A 19,953-nucleotide genomic window follows, 5' to 3' on the forward strand; every position below is an offset into this window, starting at 1 on the left:
AGGGGCCTTAGCTCAGCTGGGAGAGCGCCTGCCTTGCACGCAGGAGGTCAGCGGTTCGATCCCGCTAGGCTCCACCATTTTAATAGAAGTAATTGACTTTGTTCCTGGGGCGGTGTAGCTCAGCTGGCTAGAGCGTACGGTTCATACCCGTGAGGTCGTGGGTTCGACTCCCTCCGCCGCTACCAAAAAAGGACCTTTAGCTCAGTTGGTTAGAGCAGACGGCTCATAACCGTCCGGTCGTAGGTTCGAGTCCTACAAGGTCCACCATTCTATTTTTCATACGGAGGTATACCCAAGTCCGGCTGAAGGGATCGGTCTTGAAAACCGACAGGGGGGTCAAACCCCGCGGGGGTTCGAATCCCTCTACCTCCTCCATTTCTTTTATCTTCAGCAAAACAAATTAGCATTATTTATTACTATTGCGGGGTGGAGCACGAATATGCTTCTCTGAATCCGCATCAGCGTAACGATCGAGCTGCTTCTTGGCTAAGCTTCCTGAGATCGGGACGGTCAATGCTCTAAATGAGCATCGGAAAACAGCATTATCTATTATTATCGCGGGGTGGAGCAGTCTGGTAGCTCGTCGGGCTCATAACCCGAAGGTCGCAGGTTCAAATCCTGTCCCCGCAACCAAATGGTCCCGTGGTGTAGCGGTTAACATGCCTGCCTGTCACGCAGGAGATCGCCGGTTCGATCCCGGTCGGGACCGCCATTTTTATAAAGGCTTGGTAGCTCAGTCGGTAGAGCAAAGGACTGAAAATCCTTGTGTCGGCGGTTCGATTCCGTCCCAAGCCACCATTTGCTTTTGCAAATCTTGCAGCTTTAGAAAATTTTACAGATAGTGGCGGTTGTGGCGAAGTGGTTAACGCACCAGATTGTGGCTCTGGCATTCGTGGGTTCGATTCCCATCAGTCGCCCCATTTTATCTTTATTCTCTGCGGGTGTAGTTTAATGGTAAAACCTCAGCCTTCCAAGCTGATGTCGTGGGTTCGATTCCCATCACCCGCTCCAATAATGGGCCTATAGCTCAGCTGGTTAGAGCGCACGCCTGATAAGCGTGAGGTCGATGGTTCGAGTCCATTTAGGCCCACCATTCCTATTATAGGAGCATATATGATTTTCCGCAGTAGCTCAGTGGTAGAGCTATCGGCTGTTAACCGATCGGTCGTAGGTTCGAGTCCTACCTGCGGAGCCATTTATTCTGGGGAAGTACTCAAGTGGCTGAAGAGGCGCCCCTGCTAAGGGTGTAGGTCGCGTAAGCGGCGCGAGGGTTCAAATCCCTCCTTCTCCGCCAGAAGGCATGCTCCGGCCCGTTGGTCAAGCGGTTAAGACACCGCCCTTTCACGGCGGTAACACGGGTTCGAATCCCGTACGGGTCATCATTTGAAAAGCGCTGCACAATGTGCAGCGCTTTTTTTGTCGTTAAAGAAGAAAATAAAAAGCAGGTATGAAAAACGGCATAGAACGTATTTATCCTAAATCATGCGTCCGTGAATCATGATCTCGAAATTTACTTCCGCAAAGCAGCTTAGACCGTCTCCAGGGAACGAATGAAACCCTTCTCCCCGTTAAAATAAGACTTCAAAAAATCTTTTTTTCCCTAAAAATATGTTTTCAACAAATAATATATATTTCTGTTATTCAAAAAGGTTTGAATGTTTTTCATTAGAGGTATATGTAATGGTAATAAAGAAACCGTGATTAAAAGGTCGTGAAAATTTCGACAAACATAAGAGGATTTGTCGAAATAACTGTTTTCGTGATATAGCATACGGTATTTGCTGAGATTGTATTTTTTGGTTAATATGCCCGGATTTTCTCATCGAATATGTTTTTATTTAGTAAATAAGACTGATGTTCATTTCACCAACACTCTATCCTTCCTTCCTTTCTTTATTCGACATCATTTTAAAAGAATAATGTTTTGAAAAATGAATGACTGTTCATGACATATCGTGTCAATAAGTAGAAGCGCTTACAAAAAAGGTAATTCTTCCTTCTGATTGAAATAAGAATTAAGATTACTTTATAGAAAGGGTGATGGGAATGAATCTTGCTACGCCAACTGATTTTGAGGTCCATCTTTTCCATGAAGGAAATTTGTTCAGAGCTCATGAATTGTTTGGTGCCCGCAGCAGCGTGCGAAACGGTGTAAGCGGAACAGTATTCACAGTTTGGGCTCCTCATGCGCTTGAGGTGCGGGTTGCAGGTGATTTTAATCACTGGGACGGCACAGGACACAAGCTTGAGAAGCTGAATGAACAGGGAATCTGGTCTGCTTTTATTGCCGGCATTGAAGAGGGTGATCTCTATAAATATGAGATTATCACGAAAAAGCAGGAAAAGATCCTGAAGGCTGATCCATTTGCCTTTTATTCTGAGCTGAAGCCAAATACAGCTTCTGTTGTTTACAATCTTGAAGGGTATAAATGGAATGATAAAAACTGGCAGAGAAAAAAGCGCCAGAAGGAAATTTATCAGCGCCCTATGTATATTTATGAACTGAATATCTGCTCTTGGAAAAAGAAAGAAGACGGCAGCCTTTATACATATTTAGAGCTTGCGGATGTCTTGATTCCGTATGTTCTTGAGCATGGGTTTACACATATCGAACTTTTGCCGATTATTGAACACCCATATGACCGTTCATGGGGATATCAGGGCACAGGCTATTATTCGGCTACAAGCCGTTACGGCACCCCTCACGACTTGATGGCATTCATAGATCTTTGCCACCAGAATAACCTGGGAGTCATTATGGACTGGGTTCCAGGCCATTTCTGCAAAGATGCACATGGACTTTATTTCTTTGACGGGGAACCGGTTTTTGAATATGAGAAATTTGAAGACCGTGAGAATATCGTCTGGGGAACGGCGAACTTTGATCTTGGAAAACCGGAAGTGCAGAGTTTTCTGATTTCAAATGCTCTCTTCTGGCTTGAAATGTTCCACATCGACGGTTTCAGGGTTGATGCTGTTGCAAATATGATTTACTGGCAGAATACGGATGAATCCCACGAGAATCCGTTCGCGGTTCAGTTTTTAAGAAAACTGAATGAGAAAGTGTTTGAGTACGATCCTTCCGTACTGATGATTGCCGAAGATTCTACGGATTTTCCTCTTGTTACATCTCCTGTCTCTGATGGAGGACTGGGATTTAATTATAAATGGAATATGGGCTGGATGAACGATATCCTCAAATACATGGAAGCCCCTCCTGAACAGCGGAAAGATCTTCATCACAAAGTTTCTTTTTCCCTGATTTACGCTTTCACAGAGAATTTTATCCTTCCGCTTTCACATGATGAAGTGGTCCATGGAAAACGTTCACTGCTGAATAAAATGCCGGGTGACTACTGGCAGAAGTTTGCACAGTACAGACTTTTGCTCGGCTATATGCTTGCACATCCAGGCAAAAAGCTGCTTTTTATGGGCGGAGAATTTGCCCAGTTTGACGAATGGAAAGACCTTGAGGAGCTTGACTGGGTGCTTGATGACTTTGACATGCATCAAAAATCCAGAGTATATGTGAAAGAGCTGCTTGCCCTGTATAAAAGGCAGCGTCCGCTTTATGAGCTTGACCATTCGCAGGAAGGCTTTGAATGGATTGACGTCAATAATTCGGACCAGAGTATTTTTTCTTTTATCCGTAAAGGAATTAAGCCGAACGAACAGCTTGTTGTCGTTTGTAACTTCACTCCTGAAACGTACCATGACTATAAAGTCGGAGTGCCGATTGATACCAGATATATTGAAACGCTGAACAGCGATGATGCCGTATTTGGAGGCTCGGGACAGATCAACAGGAAAGAACTGAAAGCGCAGGAAGGCAAGATGCATAATCAGCCTTACCATATATCAATGACCATTCCGCCATATGGAATATCCATATTACGCGCAGTTAAAAAACGAGAGGAGACAATCAACCATGGTGAAAAAAAAGTGCGTCGCAATGTTATTGGCAGGAGGAAAGGGTAGCAGATTAAGTTCACTGACACAGAATCTGGCGAAACCGGCTGTTCCATTTGGAGGAAAATACAGAATCATTGATTTTACACTGAGCAACTGCTGCAACTCCGGTATTGATACTGTTGGTGTGCTGACGCAGTATCAGCCGCTTGTCCTGAATTCCTACATCGGAATCGGCAGTGCATGGGATCTTGACCGTAAAAACGGAGGAGTAACGGTTCTTCCTCCATATGCTGAGTCTTCAGAAGTGAAATGGTACAAAGGAACAGCGAGTGCCATCTATCAGAATATGAATTATTTAAAACAGTATGATCCTGAATATGTGCTCATTTTGTCAGGTGATCATATTTACAAAATGGATTATTCCGACATGCTTGACTATCATATCGAAAAAGACGCCGACGTCTCTATTTCGGTAAAAGAAGTTCCGTGGGATGAAGCGAGCCGGTTCGGTATTTTAAATACTGACGCTAATCTTGAGGTTATAGAGTTCGATGAAAAACCTCAAAACCCGAAAAACAATCTTGCTTCCATGGGAATCTATATCTTCAAATGGTCCATTCTTAAGGAATTTTTGGAAATGGATGAGCGCAATCCATATTCAAGCCACGACTTTGGAAAAGATGTTCTTCCGCTGCTTCTTGACGAAAAGAAAAAGCTTGTTGCGTATCCATTTAAAGGCTACTGGAAGGATGTCGGCACAGTGAAAAGTCTGTGGGAAGCAAACATGGATCTTTTAAAAGCCGATCCTGAGCTTGATCTTTTCGACAATAACTGGAGAATTTATTCTGTCAACCCTAATCAGCCGCCGCAGTATCTGTCAGAAGGCGCAGAAGTGACGGAATCTTTAGTAAACGAAGGCTGTGTCGTATACGGCACCATTCATAAATCCGTCCTTTTCCAGGGTGTAACAGTAGGACAGCACTCTTTCCTTAAAAATACGGTCGTCATGCCGGATGCTGTCATTGGCAATAATGTTTATATCGAGAATGCGATTGTTCCGTCGGGACTTGTTGTGCCGGATGGCATGGTCATTCGTTCGGATAAAGATATTGATGAAGTCATTTTAGTAACGGAAGAATTAGTCGAGCAAACGGCAGGAGCGTAACCGTTAAGTACGATGTGCGTGTCAGCAGTGAAATCCTATTTATTTCCGATGAAAAAAAACGAATGCGAGAGGTGGAACAGCTATGAATCAAAGGATGCTGGGAATTATTGATGCAACAACGTATACAAGTGCCATCGAAGACTTGACGGTAAATCGTTCTATGGCAGCGGTCCCGTTTGCAGGACGCTACAGATTAATAGACTTTATCTTATCGAATATGGTGAACTCGGATATTGACAGTGTAGCAATCTTCCCGAAATACCAGTACCGTTCTCTAATGGACCATCTTGGTTCAGGAAAGCAATGGGACTTAAACAGAAAGCGTGACGGACTGTTCTTTTTCCCGTCACCGCATTTAAATGATCAGTACAGCGAGTTCGGATCGATCCGCCAGCTGTCAGATCATATTGATTATTTCCTCAGAAGCAAGCAGGAATATGCAGTTATTGCAAACAGCTATACCGTCTGCAATATCGACTTTAAAGATGTTCTTGCCAAGCACGTGAAAATGGGCTGCGACATAACAGAAATCCGCAAAGACGGCGAGTCCCTGCAGATGTATGTCATGTCAACAAAACTGCTGCTGAATCTGATTCATGACAATAACCAGACAGGATATAAAACGATAGCCCAGGTAATCATGGATAATACCCACAAGCTTATGATCTGTGATTATGAATTTGACGGATATGTCGCCATTATTGATTCAACTCAAAGCTATTACCGCCACAGCCTTGAAATGCTGAAGCCGGAAGTCTGGCAGCAGCTGTTCCTTACAAATCGCCCGATCTTAACGAAGGTAAAGGATGAGCCGCCTGCACGCCACGGCCAGAACGCGGTAGTGAAAAATTCCATGATTGCAAATGGCAGCGTTATTGAAGGACATGTTGAGAACAGCATTATTTTCAGAGCCGTTCATATTGGAAAAGGAACCGTTGTGAAAAACGGCATCATCATGCAGAAGTCACAAATCGGTGATGACTGTGTTCTTGAAAATGTCGTGCTTGATAAAGATGTCAAAGTTGGAAGCGGCATCGAACTGAAAGGAACATCCGATCTTCCGGTTGTCCTCAGAAAAGGAACGGTACAAGGAGCGCTGATGAAATCGTGAAAGTATTATTTGTCGTATCGGAATGTGTTCCCTTCGTCAAGTCCGGAGGCCTGGCCGACGTTGCGGGAGCATTGCCGAAGGAGCTTAAGCGCCTCGGGACGGACATAAGAGTAGTCCTGCCTAAATACGGGCAAATCCCAGAGCGCTTCCGATCCAAAATGAAGAAAGTGAAGGAGATTGTCGTTCCTGTCGGATGGAGACGGCAATATTGCGGAATCGAGCAGCTTGAATTTGAGGGTGTCACGTATTATTTCATCGATCATGAATATTATTTTAAGCGTGATTCTTTATATGGCCATTATGATGACGGGGAACGGTTCTCTTTTTTCTGCAGAGCCGTTCTTGATTCCATTAAGGCGGTTGACTTCCAGCCTGATGTCATCCACTGTCATGACTGGCATACAGGTATGGTTCCATTCCTTCTAAAAGAGGAGTATGCCTCGCAGTCTTTTTATGAAAATATGAAAGCAGTCTTTACGATTCACAATCTGCAGTTTCAGGGAATTTTTCCGAGAGAAATTCTTTATGACCTGCTGGGCCTTGATGACCGTTATTTCAACAACGATCAGCTTGAGTTTCACGGCATGGTCAATTTCATGAAAGCTGCTCTTGTAGCCTCTGATTTGATCACGACGGTAAGCCCGACGTATAAAAATGAAATTCAGACGCCATATTTCGGAGAGCGTCTTGACGGTCTGCTGCGGGTTAAGGAAGCGTCTCTTGTCGGGATTCTAAACGGCATCGATGACACGATCTACAACCCCGGGGATGATCCATACATAGCATTCCCTTATGACGAACACAGAGCTCAGAATAAAGCGAAAAACAAAAAAGAGCTTCAAAAAATGTTTGGCCTGCCTGAAAAAGAGGATACGCCGCTCATGACAATGGTTACGCGGCTGACTCAGCAAAAAGGACTCGATCTTGTTGAGCGCGTGCTGCATGAGATGCTGCAGTCTGATATGCAGATGATTATCCTTGGAACTGGAGAAAAGAAATTCGAGGATTTCTTCCGCCACATGGAATGGCTGTTTCCGGATAAATGCAAAGCATATATCGGCTTTGATGAGCCTCTTGCACACCGCATTTATGCCGGTTCGGACTTCTTCCTGATGCCGTCGCAGTTTGAACCGTGCGGACTTGGACAGCTGATTGCCCTCCGTTATGGATCCATTCCGATTGTAAGGGAAACAGGCGGACTGAATGACACTGTTACTTCCTACCGGGATGATACAGGTGAAGGGAACGGGTTCACCTTCACAAATTTCAATGCGCATGATATGAAGAATACAGTCGACCGTGCATTTTCAATTTATCAAAACAAAACCATTTGGAACAGCCTTGTCAAAACAGCTATGAAGGAAGATTACAGTTGGGCGCAGTCTGCGTTTAAATACAACCAGCTTTACGCTGATTTAATGACTAGGAGTGGGAGTCATGTTCTCTGACAAAAACGAGTTTAAAAACAGTTTTCTGAAGCGTCTGGAGATGATGTACGGTAAAACGTTTGCTGAGTCGACTAAACGCGATCAGTACCAAACGCTTGGAAACATGGTAAGAGAACATATCAGCAGCCATTGGATCCAGACAAATGAATGGAACCGCGCAAGCAACAACAAACAGGTCTATTACCTGTCAATCGAGTTTCTGCTTGGCAGGCTGCTCGGACAAAATCTTCTGAACCTGGGCATCCGGGATGTTGTGCTTGAAGGGTTTGCTGAGCTTGGCATTGATCTTGAGGAAATCGAGGAAAGCGAAGCAGATGCAGGCCTTGGCAACGGCGGTTTAGGCCGCCTTGCTGCCTGTTTCCTTGATTCGCTGGCATCTCTTAACCTTCCGGGCCATGGCCTTGGAATACGCTATAAACACGGCCTTTTTGACCAGAAAATCGTGGACGGCTATCAGGTGGAGCTGCCTGAGCAGTGGCTCAGACACGGCAACGTCTGGGAAGTGCGCAAGCCGGATCAAGCAATTGAAATTCCTTTCTGGGGAAAAATCGAACATGTAATGGAGGATGGAAAGCTTGAATTCCGTCACGTTCATGCAGAAAACATAATGGCTGTGCCTTATGATATGCCCGTCATCGGCTATGAAACGAGCACCGTCAATACTCTGAGACTGTGGAATGCTGAACCGTCTCCAAACCCGCCTAACCGCGACGTGCTTGCGTATAAACGCGAGACAGAGGCTGTTTCTGAATTTCTGTATCCGGACGATACACATGATGAAGGAAAAATTCTTCGTCTGAAACAGCAGTATTTTCTCGTCTCTGCAAGCCTGCAGTCCATTATAAGATCCTACCTGAAAAAGAATGATACACTGCATGAATTTCACAAGCATGTAGCCATTCATGTCAATGATACACATCCGGTTCTGGCCATTCCTGAACTGATGCGCATTCTTCTTGATGAAGAGCACATGGAATGGGAAGAAGCATGGAACATCACCGTTGGCACGATCTCCTATACAAATCATACAACACTATCTGAAGCACTTGAAAAATGGCCGCTGCATATCTTTAAACCATTGCTGCCGCGGATTTATATGATTGTCGAAGAAATAAATGAAAGATTTTGCAGAGAATTGTGGAATCGTTTCCCTGGAGACTGGAAGCGGATTGAAAATATGGCGATTATTGCGCACGGCGTCGTCAAGATGGCTCACTTAGCCATAGCAGGCAGCCACAGTGTAAACGGAGTAGCCAAAATCCACTCTGATATCCTGAAAAACAGGGAAATGAAGCTGTTTCATCAAATCTATCCGCAAAAATTCAACAATAAAACGAACGGCATTACTCATCGCAGATGGCTGCTGAAAGCCAATCCGGAGCTGACAAGTCTGATAACGGATACGATTGGCACAGACTGGATTAAAAAGCCCCATCTGATGATTGAACTGAAAAGGCACATTTACGATCCGCTGCTGAAAGAACAATTTGCAGCTGTAAAACAGAAGCGAAAGAAAATTTTAGCTGACATTATTGAAAAAAATACTGGCATCAAGGTAGATGAACATTCCATTTTTGACGTTCAGGTTAAGCGCCTTCATGCCTATAAACGACAGCTGCTGAACGTGCTGCACATTATGTATTTGTACAACAGGCTGAAAGAGGATTCTAATTTCTCCATTCATCCGAGAACCTTTATCTTTGGGGCAAAGGCATCACCGGGCTATTATTACGCCAAGAAAATCATCAAGCTGATTAATGCACTTGCCGACAAAGTAAACAATGACCCGAAAGTTTCAAGTATGATGAAAGTCATTTTTATGGAAAACTACAGAGTGTCATTGGCAGAGCATATTTTCCCTGCTGCAGACGTCAGTGAGCAAATCTCTACAGCAAGCAAGGAAGCATCGGGCACAGGCAATATGAAATTCATGATGAACGGCGCCCTGACTATCGGAACTCTGGACGGGGCAAACATTGAGATTCTTGAAGAAGTGGGGAAGGAAAACATTTTCACATTCGGATTGAAGGCTGAGGAAGTCTTGAACTATTATGAAAATGGCGGATATCGCTCAAGCGAATATTATCACCATGATCTGCGGATCAGACAGGTAGTTGACCAGCTCACAAATGGATTTTTCCCTGATACGGAAGATGAATTTGAGGCGATAAAAGACTCCTTGCTGTATGAAAACGATCAGTATTTCGTTCTTCGGGATTTCGCGTCATATGTGGATGCACAGGATCAGCTTGAAAAGGCCTATCAAAATCAGGATAAGTGGCTTGAAAAAGCCCTGTTGAACATTGCGCATTCCGGTTATTTTTCAAGTGACCGCACCATTCATGAATACGCAGACGGCATTTGGGACATCCAGCCGATTCCTGTACTCCATTGAAAAACCCGCTTTTAGCGGGTTTTTTTTGGCGGTAAAACCTTTACAGGACGCTCTATTCTACTCTGTGTAAGGGTCTTTTTCGTATTCAGGCAAATCACCGAACGGCGTCATCAGACCCTCTTCATCAAGAGTGTGTTCATATTGTCTGTGCTGAATGGTCGGATAGACGGTTACATTCTTTCCTTCAATATCTGTGGCAGCGAAGTTTTCGTAATCCTCGACATAGCCTGTCGGGTCATCATTTTCCATGTAGACGTCATTGTATGAATCGACGGGGTATTCAAGGTCTGAAGGTGTTTCGGAGTTTCCGTACCGCTCGACATCCTGATACGTATCTTCTGCATCATAAGCTTCAGAATCGCTTTCATCGTACTCAAACTGACCAAAGGCAGGTTCTAAAACGTCCTCTTCAATGGGGCGCTCATAGGAGACAGCCTGTTCAGGCGAGTGCTCCTTGCAGGTGACGGCTGTCGGAAGAACCTCAAGCCGTTCTTCCGGAATGTCCCGGCCGCAGACTTCGCATTTGCCGTAAGTGCCATTCTTGATGGCTGAAAGAGCCCGGTTCACATCGCTCAATTCTTCTTCTGCATGCTCATTGAGGGCAATATCCTTCTCTCGTTCATAAAGCTCTGTACCTTCATCTCCAGGATGATTATCATAGCTTGAAAGCTCTCCTGTTGAATCATGCCCGAAGCTCTGTTCAAGGCCGTAGTGGCTGTTTTCCTTAAGATGCCGTTCCAGCTCCGTTTTTATCTCTTCAAGAACAGAGCGATAGGAAGCTATTTGTTCGCTGTTCAGCATTTCCATCACATTCCTTTCCCTGTCTGACCTGCTTTTTTTTAATCGCTTTTCTTAGTATGGTCAAAAGACGTATTTTCATGTTTGAAAATGAAAGTTTCCTGGTTCTGCATGTGAAGATGCTAAAAAAAAAGGCCCCTAAGAGGACCTTTTAGATCGTGCTGATAAATAATCCGATTGCAAGCAAAAAGCCGAACTGGATGTTTGTTTGAGCGGTAGCTTTCATAGCAGGCATCATTTCAAGCGGAACGGATTTTCCGATGAACTTTTTGACCGCACTGTATGCTTTAGGCGTGCTGATCAAAACAAGCAAAGCCCATGCTGACAGATAGCCAAAAGCAATCATGACAAGAATGACTGCGTAGGAAGCGGCAAACGTGGCGGCAAGGAAGATGATGGCTTTTTTGCGGCCAATCAGAATGGCCAGGGTCTTCCGTCCGTTTTCTTTGTCGCCGTCAAGGTCACGGATGTTGTTGGACAGCATGATGTTCCCGACTAAAAATGCAATTGGTATGGAAATGATTACGCTGATAGCAGAAATTGTGCCTGTCTGGATATAATAAGCGAGCAGAATAATGACCATTCCCATAAAGAATCCCGCAACAAGCTCTCCAAAAGGAGTGTAGGCTATCGGAACAGGGCCTCCTGTATAGAAGTATCCTGTCGCCATGCAAATCAGGCCGATGACAGCAATCCACCAAGTGGACTCCATACAAATGTAGATGCCAAGCAAGATGGCGATTCCGAAAAAGCCGAAAGCAAGGTTCAGTACTGTATTTGGCTTTACGCCGTTTCGGACGATTGCTCCGCCGATTCCGACAGAGTTTTCATTGTCGAGACCGCGCTTAAAGTCAAAGTATTCATTGAACATGTTGGTTGCAGCCTGAATCAGAATGGATGCAATGAGCATGGCAAGAAACAGGGCCACATGTATACCGCCTTCATTTAAGGCAAGAACTGTGCCGATCGTAACGGGTATAAAGGCTGCTGACAGGGTATGCGGCCGCAGCAGCATCCACCATACTTTCCAGCTTTTATCCGGTTTAATGGAAGGCATGTTCTGAGTTGTGTGAGATTGTGTGTGCATCTTTTTTTTCCTCCCCTAGTTGAAGCAGACTAAAGCTGTCAGCTTCACAAAATTAAGTGTAGGAAATTTACAATATTGTGTCAATCCTTTTACAGATGTTTGAACATTGGGGACTATTCCAGCACCTGAAAATTCTTCCTTGAGAGCTTTTCATTTTAAAGTGATGCGGGTAGTAATATAATAAGGATAATAGTCGTTCATTCTATTATACCATTTCTTTGGGAAAGTACTATTGACACCTCTTTCCTCTGGGGTGTATCTTAATATAAGCGATTTTTCGGTTTTGGAGGGATTTCCAATGATTACGGCGTTAGAACATACATTTACAGAGAAATTGAAGGGTGCTTTGGATGAAGCCAGACAGTTAGAAGAACCGGTGATCCTGAGTCAGGTTAAAACATTGCATGAGATCAAGAACCCCCTCCAATTTTATGCGGATGGCGAGCAGCATTTTTCAGGCAGCCGGTTTTACTGGGCAACTCCGGGTACCCGGTTTACGATCTGTGGTCTGGGCAGTGAATGCACAGTGGAAAATGATGCTGTAAGCGACCGTTTTGGGCGCATTGAAACGGAATGGAAGCGCTTTAAAAAGATTGTTCACCATGAAGATAGTGAAAGTTTTCACATAGGGACGGGCGCCCTGCTTTTTGGGGGCTTTTCGTTTGATCCGCACAATCGCAGCAATGAGCAGTGGAGCCATTTTCCGGAATCTAAGTTTTTTCTGCCTTCTGTGATGCTTACGGTAAAGGAAAATGCATCCTATTTAACCATCAACCGTATAATCAGGCCGGATGACGAGCTTGAGGACTGCGCGGTGCACTTTACGGATCTTGCAAATAAAGTACTGGCCGCACAGCAGCCGGTGAGCATGGAAACGTCCGGCAATTATTCACTGGAAGAAGCAGATACACAAAAATGGATGTCCGCTGTTGAAAAAGCTACAGCTTCTATTAAAGGCGGCAAGCTTGATAAAGTCGTGCTTGCAAGGGAAGTCAGTGTTTCTTATGAGCGTGATATCAATGTCTATGCATCTTTAAATAAGCTTCAGTCAGAACAGCCTGGAAGCTTTATTTTTTCGATAGAAATCGGCAGCAAGTCTTTTATTGGGGCTACACCTGAACGGCTTATTAAAAAAGAAGGCAGCAGACTGCTTTCAACATGTCTTGCAGGGTCAATCAAAAGAGGGGAAACAAAGCATGAAGATACAGAACTCGGCACAGCTCTCTTAAATGATGAAAAGAATTTGATTGAGCATGCCATTGTCGTAAAAATGATCAAGGATTCTTTTGAGGAGTGCTGCAGTGAAATCAGGGTGCCGGATGGTCCGCAGCTTTTAAAAACAAAAAATATACAGCATCTGTATACGCCAATTGAAGGCACAATGCACGGCGGCAGGTCGCTGCTCAGCTTAGTTGAAAAACTGCATCCAACGCCTGCCCTCGGAGGATATCCAAAAGCAGGTGCACTTGAGATGATCAGAGACATTGAGCCGATGGACAGAGGATGGTATGCAGGTCCGGTTGGATGGCTGGATTCAGACAACAACGGGGAATTTGCAGTGGCCATCCGGTCAGGCCTCATTGACGGGAAACAGGCATCCCTGTTTGCTGGATGCGGAATTGTAGCAGAATCGGATCCGCAGTCGGAATATCAGGAAACGATCATTAAACTGAAGCCGATGCTTTCTGCTCTGGGAGGAATGCAGCATGAGCAAATCTAAATCACTTACCCTTTATGCAGCAAATTTTGCAGATGAGCTGGCAAAAGCAGGGGTCACAGAAGCTGTCATCAGTCCCGGATCAAGGTCAACACCGATGGCGATGCTGATGGCAGAACACCCAGATATCAACATTCACCTTATGATTGATGAAAGGTCCGCAGGCTTTTTTGCTCTGGGGCTTTCCAAAATGCTGAATAAACCGGTAACGTTGCTCTGTACATCCGGTACTGCAGCTGCAAATTATTACCCTGCTGTCGTTGAGGCATTCTATTCAAGAGTGCCTCTGCTTATTTTGACGGCTGACCGTCCCCACGAACTGCGGGATGTCGGAGCTCCCCAGGCAATTGATCAGATTCATTTTTTCGGGCGGTATGCGAAGTGGTTTGCTGACATGGCAATCCCTGAACAAACAGAAGGAATGCTTGCCTACAGCAGAATGATGGCTGCCCGGGCAGCAGGCAAAGCAATGTCGTCTCCAGCTGGTCCTGTACACCTGAATCTTCCGTTCAGAGAACCGCTGATTCCTGATTTGGACCTGGAAGACATTTGGAAGAATGGCAGCGGCAGAACACATCATGTCACCATCAAACCGGGACAGGCAGTTCTTCAGGACCTTGAAATAGAGAGGATAGCGGAGATGCTTTCCGGTAAAGAAAAAGGGCTGATTGTGTGTGGTGAGATACGTGATCCGCTCTTTACTGACGCTGTCCTTAAACTTTCTGCAGCTTTAAAATACCCGATTCTTGCAGATCCCCTTTCGAACTTAAGAACGGGATCTCATGATAAGTCTGCAGTCATTGATGGATACGACGCTTTCATGAAAGATGATGAACTTGCAAATGAGCTAAAGCCAGACGTGATTCTCCGTTTTGGAGCGATGCCGGTTTCAAAGCCGCTGTTTTTGTTCCTGAAACGATTTCCTGAGATTCTGCAGCTGGTGGTCGACGGACAAGGCGGGTTCCGCGAACCTACTTTGCTGGCTTCTGAAATGATAGAATGCGAAGAAAGCTGGTTCTGTGAAAGTCTGTCGGGGAGGGTTTCTTCTGAAGAAAATGAACAATGGCTAAAGACATGGCAGCAGACAAACAGCACAGCACGGAAGATCCTTTCCTCTCCTGAAGACGGCCCGGACGACCTGTTTGAAGGCAAAGTCTTTACCGAGCTTCAAAAGGCCATGCCGGAAAGAAGCCATATGTTTGTTGGAAACAGCATGCCGATTCGAGATGCAGACAATTACTTCTTAAATTCAAATAAGAACATTTCTGTACATGCAAACCGGGGGGCAAATGGGATAGACGGAGTCGTCTCAACAGCTCTTGGAATGAGTGCCGGTACAGAAGATCCGCTTTTCTTGGTCATTGGAGACCTTTCCTTTTACCATGACATGAACGGGCTGCTGGCTGCAAAAATGCATAAGCTTGACATGACGGTGATTCTATTGAACAACGACGGCGGCGGCATTTTTTCCTTCCTGCCTCAGTCAAAAGAAGAAAAACATTTTGAAACGCTTTTCGGGACCCCGACCGGGCTGCATTTTCAGCATGCTGCCTCACTCTATGATGCGGCATATACCCAGCCTGAGACGTGGGAGGCATTTAGAGATGACGTTGAAAACGCTGCTCGCCGAAAGGGGCTGCATATCATCGAAGTCCGTACGAACCGCCATTCCCGTGTCACGATTCATCGAAACTTGATGAATCGTGTTTCCCAGGAAATAAGAGAGATGCTGCGGAAATGATGGTGAAGATAAGAGGGATATCCTACTCGGTTGAAACGTATGGAGAGGGCCGGCCCCTTGTGCTTCTGCATGGGTTTACAGGATCGGCAGAATCATGGCATCCGTTTCTGGAAATATTTCGCTCATGCAAAGTAATTTTAATTGATCTGATCGGTCACGGCAGGACTGATTCTCCGGCAGATTACCAGAGGTATTCAATGGAGGAGACGGTGCTTGATCTGCATGCAATCTTTAATGAACTCGAACTGGATAAGCCTGTGCTTGCAGGCTATTCAATGGGCGGCAGGGCAGCCTTGTCGTACGCTGTGCGCTATCCCGAAACAGTAAGCAAGCTGATTCTTGAAAGCTGCACACCCGGGCTCCTCTCGAGTGAGGAAAGAAAGAAAAGACGGCAAAGTGATAAGGAACTTGCGGAAATGATTTCAGAAAAAGGGATTCCGCATTTTATACAGTATTGGGAGGAGATTCCGCTGTTTGCATCCCAAAAAGAGCTGCCTGAGGCCATTCAGAACAGGGAGCGCAGCAAGCGGCTTAAAAACAAGGCAGCCGGCCTGGCAAACAGTCTTCTCGGGATGGGGACAGGCTCACAGCCACCTGTCTGGAACGGCCTTTCTTCCCTGCATATCCCTGTCCTTCTCGTATGCGGAGAGCGGGATGAGAAGTTCTGCAGACTTGCAGAAGAGATGAAAGGTTTGCTCCCTCTTTCGACATATATTAAAATAAAAGATGCAGGTCATGCGGTTCATGTAGAACAGCCGCAAATCTTTGGTAAAATAGTAAATGAGTTTATGAATAAGTAAACGTATTCAAAAGGAGGCTGTACGCGAAATGACAGTAGAATGGGTAGCTGAACGCAAGTACGAAGATATTTTATATGAAACGTATAATGGGATTGCCAAAATCTCGATTAACCGCCCTGAAGTACATAATGCATTCCGTCCAAAGACAGTGATGGAGCTGATTGACGCTTTTGCATACGCAAGAGACGATGCAAATGTAGGAGTCATCATTTTAACAGGCACAGGCGGAAAGGCATTCTGTTCCGGAGGAGACCAGAAAGTCCGCGGCCATGGCGGATATGTTGGAGAAGACCAGATTCCAAGGCTGAATGTTCTTGACCTTCAGCGCCTGATCCGTGTTATTCCGAAACCGGTTATCGCGATGGTTGCAGGATACGCGATCGGAGGCGGACATGTTCTTCACATCGTATGTGATCTGACGATTGCGGCTGACAATGCTGTATTCGGACAGACTGGACCAAAGGTAGGAAGCTTTGATGCAGGATACGGTTCAGGATACCTTGCCCGTATTGTGGGACATAAAAAAGCGAGAGAAATCTGGTTCCTATGCCGTCAGTACAATGCACAGGAAGCGCTTGACATGGGACTTGTCAACACAGTAGTGCCTCTTGAAAAACTTGAAGAAGAAACCGTTCAGTGGTGTGAGGAGATTCTTGAGAAGAGCCCGACTGCCATCCGCTTCTTAAAAGCTGCATTTAATGCGGATACAGACGGACTTGCCGGCATTCAGCAGTTTGCAGGTGACGCAACTCTTCTTTATTACACGACAGATGAAGCAAAAGAAGGAAGAGACGCTTTCAAAGAAAAGCGCAATCCTGACTTCAAACAGTTCCCGAGATTTCCTTAAGGGCATGCAGCAGCTTGATGAGTTCATCAAGCTGTTTTCTTTTATGCAAATTTGCCGAAGCTACTAGCATATGAAAGTTGGTGAAAACATGACAACGATGCCAAACTGGCTGATGCAGAGGGCTTTTTTGACGCCTGAACGGATTGCGGTTGCAGCGGAGGAAGAAACGGTAACCTTTCATGAGCTGCACAGCCGGACACTCCGCAAAGCAGCCGCCATGCAAGAAAAAGGCATGGGGAAAGGGAGCCGATGTGCGGTTCTCATGAAGAACAGTCTTGATATGGCCGTCACCATTCATGCTCTTGCCTATATTGGGGCACAGGCCATCTTGCTGAATACACGATTAACAGCAGCAGAGCTTGACTATCAGCTGCGTGATTCAGAAGCAGAGTATCTCCTATACCATCATGCCCTGGAGCATCATTGGGAGAAGCCAAGCTGGATATCCATAGACAGCAGAAACCTTGAAAGTTTAACAGAATCTGCTTCCTATGAAAAAACGTTTCATCTTGATGAGACGGCGACCATTATGTATACATCAGGCACGACAGGGAAACCAAAAGGCGTGATGCAGACCTTCGGAAATCATTACTGGAGCGCTTCCGGCTCCTCTTTAAATCTTGGGCTTCATCATGATGACCGCTGGCTTTGTGCGGTTCCTCTTTTTCATATCAGCGGTCTTTCCATCTTAATGAGGGGGATCATTTATGGAATGACCGTTGTGCTTCATGAAACATTTCAGCCTGAAAAGGCAAATAAGGCGATCTTTGAACAAGGGGTTACCATTGTATCGGTTGTTCAGACAATGCTGACCCGGATGCTTGAAACGCTTGGTGATGCAAAGTTTCCGGACAGTCTGCGGGTTATGCTCCTTGGCGGTGGTCCGGCGCCCATGCCTCTTTTAAAAGAGTGCAAAGAAAAATCCGTTCCGGTCTATCAGACTTACGGAATGACAGAGACTTCCTCTCAAATTGTCACCCTTTCTCCGGAATACAGTTTTTCAAAGCTTGGATCTGCCGGCAAACCTTTGTTTCCGTGCCGGATAAAAATCATGGACAGCGGAGAAGAGTGTCCTCCTATGGCTGAAGGAGAGATTTACGTCCAGGGGCCGAATGTGACAAAGGGCTACTGGAAACGGGAAAGCACGTTTCACGACGGTTTTCTTCCAACAGGCGATATCGGCTATCTTGACGAAGATGGGTTTTTATTTGTATTAGACAGGCGCTCAGATTTAATTGTTTCAGGCGGTGAAAATGTGTATCCGGCTGAAATAGAGGCCGTGCTCCTGTCTCACCCGTCTGTACTTGAAGCGGGAGCAGCGGGGGCAGATGATCCAAAGTGGGGACAGGTTCCTCTTGCATATGTGGTTTTGAAGGAGCATGTGAGCGAAGCTGAACTGCTCTCGTATTGCAGGGAAAGACTTGCAAAATATAAACTTCCTTCCCGCATTTATTTTAGAGACAGCCTGCCGAGAAATGCTTCGAGCAAGCTGATGCGGAGGATGCTTGCGGATGGAGGCAGGCATGATTGATGTCCGGAAAGTGACCCTTCACCATTTGGAGATGAATCTTGTCTCTCCCTTTAAAAACAGCAGAGAAACGGTTGACAGGCGGGAGAGTATTCTGGTTGAACTGGAAGATTCCTCGGGATTCACAGGCTGGGGAGAGGTAGTTGCCTTTTCATCCCCCTGGTATACGGAAGAAACCATCAAGACATGCCATCATATGCTGACAGCTTTTCTGATTCCGGATCTTCTCGGTAAAACGTTCCCGCATCCGGAGGCCTATGCAACATCCCTTCAGTGGATCAGGCGGAACCAAATGGCAAAGGCATCGATTGAATCTGCTGTTTGGGATTTGCATGCGAAGCTTCTCGGCAAGCCGCTAGCAAACATGCTTGGCGGCACAAGAAGCCAGATTGAATCTGGAGTCGTTGTGGGAATGGCACCTGTCTCATCCATGCTTCAGACAATTGAGCAGCGTATCAATGAAGGATATAAAAGAATCAAAGTGAAGGTCGAACCGGGGATGGATGTTGAGCTGATTGAAGAAATCAGAACCCGTTTTCCTGACATTCCTCTTATGGCAGACGCCAATTCAGCTTATACACTGAAAGATCTCGAGCATTTAAAAAAGCTGGATGCCTATAATCTGATGATGATAGAGCAGCCGCTTGGCCATGATGATATCGTTGAGCATGCGGTCCTGCAGGCTGAAATCAAAACGCCCATCTGCCTGGATGAGAGCATCATCACCTTCAATGATGCGAAAAATGCGATCCAGCTTGGAAGCTGCGGGGTTATAAATATTAAACCAGGACGAGTTGGAGGGCTTGCGGAATCAATTAAGATCCACGATCTATGTGTCGAAAAGGGCATACCTGTCTGGGTAGGCGGAATGCTTGAGACTGGCGTTTCAAGAGCACATAATATCGCTTTGGCCTCTCTATCCGGATTTTCAATACCTGGTGATATCTCTGCTTCCTCAAGGTATTGGAAGGAGGATATTATTACACCGGAAGTAAGGGTTGACCAGGGCTTGATTGATGTTCCGGCAGCAGCAGGAATCGGATTTGATATCGATAGGACGAAATTAGAAAAATACCGTACGTTCAAAGAGGAATTTACACTGTAAAATGGTGTTTTCCCCCAGGGGAAAATGAAGTTTTTCCAATTGAAATCGGGATTTTCCCGCTTTGCTCATATTTGCTTTATATGATAAAAAGAGAGTGTAGAGTGATTCGGCATCATTCTTAAAAAATACCCTCTCTGCCCTTTTTTAGCCAGCTGTCTTCGGATAGCTGGTTTTTTTGTCGAGAATCTATGATTGACAGAAAGACGGAAATGATTTAAATTTTGCGTAAGGGCAAAAAAATTATACCTGTCAACAAATCATGAAACAAGCTAACTTATTGGCACTCAACCTACCTTTCT

13 protein-coding genes and 13 tRNA genes are annotated in these 19,953 nt (G+C 45.4%); 24 read left to right on the forward strand and 2 right to left on the reverse strand.

Features of this window, described 5'->3' with window-relative positions:
- Nucleotide 1 precedes the first annotated feature (1 nt).
- The 18 genes from ACTSEZ_RS12240 to ACTSEZ_RS12325 all read left to right on the forward strand — a co-directional run bounded on the left by ACTSEZ_RS12240 (nt 2) and on the right by ACTSEZ_RS12325 (nt 10,031).
- Nucleotides 2-77 (forward strand) — tRNA-Ala (locus tag ACTSEZ_RS12240).
- A 31-nt stretch (nt 78-108) separates the two neighbouring features.
- Nucleotides 109-185: transfer RNA gene (locus ACTSEZ_RS12245), tRNA-Met, on the forward strand.
- Nucleotides 186-190: 5 nt separating this feature from the next.
- Nucleotides 191-267, forward strand: a tRNA-Ile gene (locus ACTSEZ_RS12250).
- A gap of 15 nt (nt 268-282) precedes the next feature.
- Nucleotides 283-375: transfer RNA gene (locus ACTSEZ_RS12255), tRNA-Ser, on the forward strand.
- 181 nt (nt 376-556) lie between these two features.
- Nucleotides 557-633: transfer RNA gene (locus tag ACTSEZ_RS12260), tRNA-Met, on the forward strand.
- 3 nt (nt 634-636) lie between these two features.
- Nucleotides 637-712, forward strand: a tRNA-Asp gene (locus ACTSEZ_RS12265).
- A 10-nt stretch (nt 713-722) separates the two neighbouring features.
- A tRNA-Phe gene (locus tag ACTSEZ_RS12270) sits at nt 723-798 on the forward strand.
- 46 nt (nt 799-844) lie between these two features.
- Nucleotides 845-920 (forward strand) — tRNA-His (locus ACTSEZ_RS12275).
- A 17-nt stretch (nt 921-937) separates the two neighbouring features.
- A tRNA-Gly gene (locus ACTSEZ_RS12280) sits at nt 938-1,011 on the forward strand.
- Between the two features lie 5 nt (nt 1,012-1,016).
- A tRNA-Ile gene (locus ACTSEZ_RS12285) sits at nt 1,017-1,093 on the forward strand.
- Nucleotides 1,094-1,120: 27 nt separating this feature from the next.
- Nucleotides 1,121-1,195 (forward strand) — tRNA-Asn (locus ACTSEZ_RS12290).
- 8 nt (nt 1,196-1,203) lie between these two features.
- Nucleotides 1,204-1,294: transfer RNA gene (locus tag ACTSEZ_RS12295), tRNA-Ser, on the forward strand.
- Nucleotides 1,295-1,307: 13 nt separating this feature from the next.
- Nucleotides 1,308-1,379: transfer RNA gene (locus ACTSEZ_RS12300), tRNA-Glu, on the forward strand.
- A 667-nt stretch (nt 1,380-2,046) separates the two neighbouring features.
- Entirely contained in the window at nt 2,047-3,978 is a 1,932-nt protein-coding gene (gene glgB / locus ACTSEZ_RS12305; protein WP_369734494.1) for a 1,4-alpha-glucan branching enzyme, read from the forward strand.
- Nucleotides 3,932-5,077, forward strand: coding sequence for a glucose-1-phosphate adenylyltransferase (locus ACTSEZ_RS12310; protein ID WP_369734822.1), 1,146 nt, complete (start codon nt 3,932-3,934; stop codon nt 5,075-5,077). The genes glgB and ACTSEZ_RS12310 overlap by 47 nt, the downstream gene beginning before the upstream one ends.
- A gap of 82 nt (nt 5,078-5,159) precedes the next feature.
- Nucleotides 5,160-6,188: a GlgC family sugar phosphate nucleotidyltransferase gene (locus tag ACTSEZ_RS12315; RefSeq protein WP_369734495.1), complete on the forward strand. Its 1,029-nt coding sequence runs from the start codon at nt 5,160-5,162 to the stop codon at nt 6,186-6,188.
- A complete protein-coding gene (glgA, locus tag ACTSEZ_RS12320; RefSeq protein ID WP_369734496.1) occupies nt 6,185-7,636 on the forward strand; it encodes a glycogen synthase GlgA in 1,452 nt (483 codons plus the stop codon). Before ACTSEZ_RS12315 ends, glgA begins: the two co-directional genes overlap by 4 nt.
- The gene (locus tag ACTSEZ_RS12325; protein WP_369734497.1) at nt 7,626-10,031 is read left to right on the forward strand and encodes a glycogen/starch/alpha-glucan phosphorylase; all 2,406 of its coding nucleotides are present in this window, start codon (nt 7,626-7,628) and stop codon (nt 10,029-10,031) included. The genes glgA and ACTSEZ_RS12325 overlap by 11 nt, the downstream gene beginning before the upstream one ends.
- Before the next feature lie 57 nt (nt 10,032-10,088).
- Here ACTSEZ_RS12325 and ACTSEZ_RS12330 read toward each other — a convergent pair whose 3' ends face one another.
- Both ACTSEZ_RS12330 and ACTSEZ_RS12335 read right to left on the reverse strand, forming a co-directional pair.
- Entirely contained in the window at nt 10,089-10,832 is a 744-nt protein-coding gene (locus tag ACTSEZ_RS12330; protein WP_369734823.1) for a TraR/DksA C4-type zinc finger protein, read from the reverse strand.
- Between the two features lie 148 nt (nt 10,833-10,980).
- Nucleotides 10,981-11,916: a 1,4-dihydroxy-2-naphthoate polyprenyltransferase gene (locus ACTSEZ_RS12335; RefSeq protein ID WP_369734498.1), complete on the reverse strand. Its 936-nt coding sequence runs from the start codon at nt 11,914-11,916 to the stop codon at nt 10,981-10,983.
- Between the two features lie 298 nt (nt 11,917-12,214).
- On the opposite strand from ACTSEZ_RS12335, the gene ACTSEZ_RS12340 reads away from it, so the two are divergent.
- The 6 genes from ACTSEZ_RS12340 (at nt 12,215) to menC (ending at nt 19,654) form a co-directional block, all read left to right on the forward strand.
- A complete protein-coding gene (locus ACTSEZ_RS12340; RefSeq protein WP_369734499.1) occupies nt 12,215-13,636 on the forward strand; it encodes an isochorismate synthase in 1,422 nt (473 codons plus the stop codon).
- Entirely contained in the window at nt 13,623-15,374 is a 1,752-nt protein-coding gene (gene menD, locus ACTSEZ_RS12345; RefSeq protein ID WP_369734500.1) for a 2-succinyl-5-enolpyruvyl-6-hydroxy-3-cyclohexene-1-carboxylic-acid synthase, read from the forward strand. Before ACTSEZ_RS12340 ends, menD begins: the two co-directional genes overlap by 14 nt.
- Nucleotides 15,371-16,174: a 2-succinyl-6-hydroxy-2,4-cyclohexadiene-1-carboxylate synthase gene (gene menH, locus ACTSEZ_RS12350; RefSeq protein WP_369734501.1), complete on the forward strand. Its 804-nt coding sequence runs from the start codon at nt 15,371-15,373 to the stop codon at nt 16,172-16,174. The genes menD and menH overlap by 4 nt, the downstream gene beginning before the upstream one ends.
- A gap of 28 nt (nt 16,175-16,202) precedes the next feature.
- A complete protein-coding gene (menB, locus tag ACTSEZ_RS12355; protein WP_369734502.1) occupies nt 16,203-17,021 on the forward strand; it encodes a 1,4-dihydroxy-2-naphthoyl-CoA synthase in 819 nt (272 codons plus the stop codon).
- A gap of 88 nt (nt 17,022-17,109) precedes the next feature.
- Nucleotides 17,110-18,552, forward strand: coding sequence for an o-succinylbenzoate--CoA ligase (locus tag ACTSEZ_RS12360; RefSeq protein WP_369734824.1), 1,443 nt, complete (start codon nt 17,110-17,112; stop codon nt 18,550-18,552).
- The gene (gene menC, locus ACTSEZ_RS12365) at nt 18,545-19,654 is read left to right on the forward strand and encodes an o-succinylbenzoate synthase (RefSeq protein WP_369734825.1); all 1,110 of its coding nucleotides are present in this window, start codon (nt 18,545-18,547) and stop codon (nt 19,652-19,654) included. Before ACTSEZ_RS12360 ends, menC begins: the two co-directional genes overlap by 8 nt.
- Nucleotides 19,655-19,953 lie beyond the last annotated feature (299 nt).

Origin of the sequence: Metabacillus mesotrionivorans, assembly GCF_052171315.1 — a bacterium.
Taxonomy (GTDB): Bacteria; Bacillota; Bacilli; order Bacillales; family Bacillaceae; genus Bacillus_P.

Bases quoted from the DNA above. Each gene is read 5' to 3' on its own strand.
- ACTSEZ_RS12360 (WP_369734824.1), top strand. From the start codon at position 17,110: ATGACAACGATGCCAAACTGGCTGATGCAGAGGGCTTTTTTGACGCCT.
- ACTSEZ_RS12335 (WP_369734498.1), bottom strand. From the start codon at position 11,916: ATGCACACACAATCTCACACAACTCAGAACATGCCTTCCATTAAACCG.
- menD (WP_369734500.1), top strand. From the start codon at position 13,623: ATGAGCAAATCTAAATCACTTACCCTTTATGCAGCAAATTTTGCAGAT.
- ACTSEZ_RS12315 (WP_369734495.1), top strand. From the start codon at position 5,160: ATGAATCAAAGGATGCTGGGAATTATTGATGCAACAACGTATACAAGT.
- menH (WP_369734501.1), top strand. From the start codon at position 15,371: ATGATGGTGAAGATAAGAGGGATATCCTACTCGGTTGAAACGTATGGA.
- menC (WP_369734825.1), top strand. From the start codon at position 18,545: ATGATTGATGTCCGGAAAGTGACCCTTCACCATTTGGAGATGAATCTT.
- ACTSEZ_RS12325 (WP_369734497.1), top strand. From the start codon at position 7,626: ATGTTCTCTGACAAAAACGAGTTTAAAAACAGTTTTCTGAAGCGTCTG.
- ACTSEZ_RS12330 (WP_369734823.1), bottom strand. From the start codon at position 10,832: ATGCTGAACAGCGAACAAATAGCTTCCTATCGCTCTGTTCTTGAAGAG.
- glgB (WP_369734494.1), top strand. From the start codon at position 2,047: ATGAATCTTGCTACGCCAACTGATTTTGAGGTCCATCTTTTCCATGAA.
- ACTSEZ_RS12340 (WP_369734499.1), top strand. From the start codon at position 12,215: ATGATTACGGCGTTAGAACATACATTTACAGAGAAATTGAAGGGTGCT.
- menB (WP_369734502.1), top strand. From the start codon at position 16,203: ATGACAGTAGAATGGGTAGCTGAACGCAAGTACGAAGATATTTTATAT.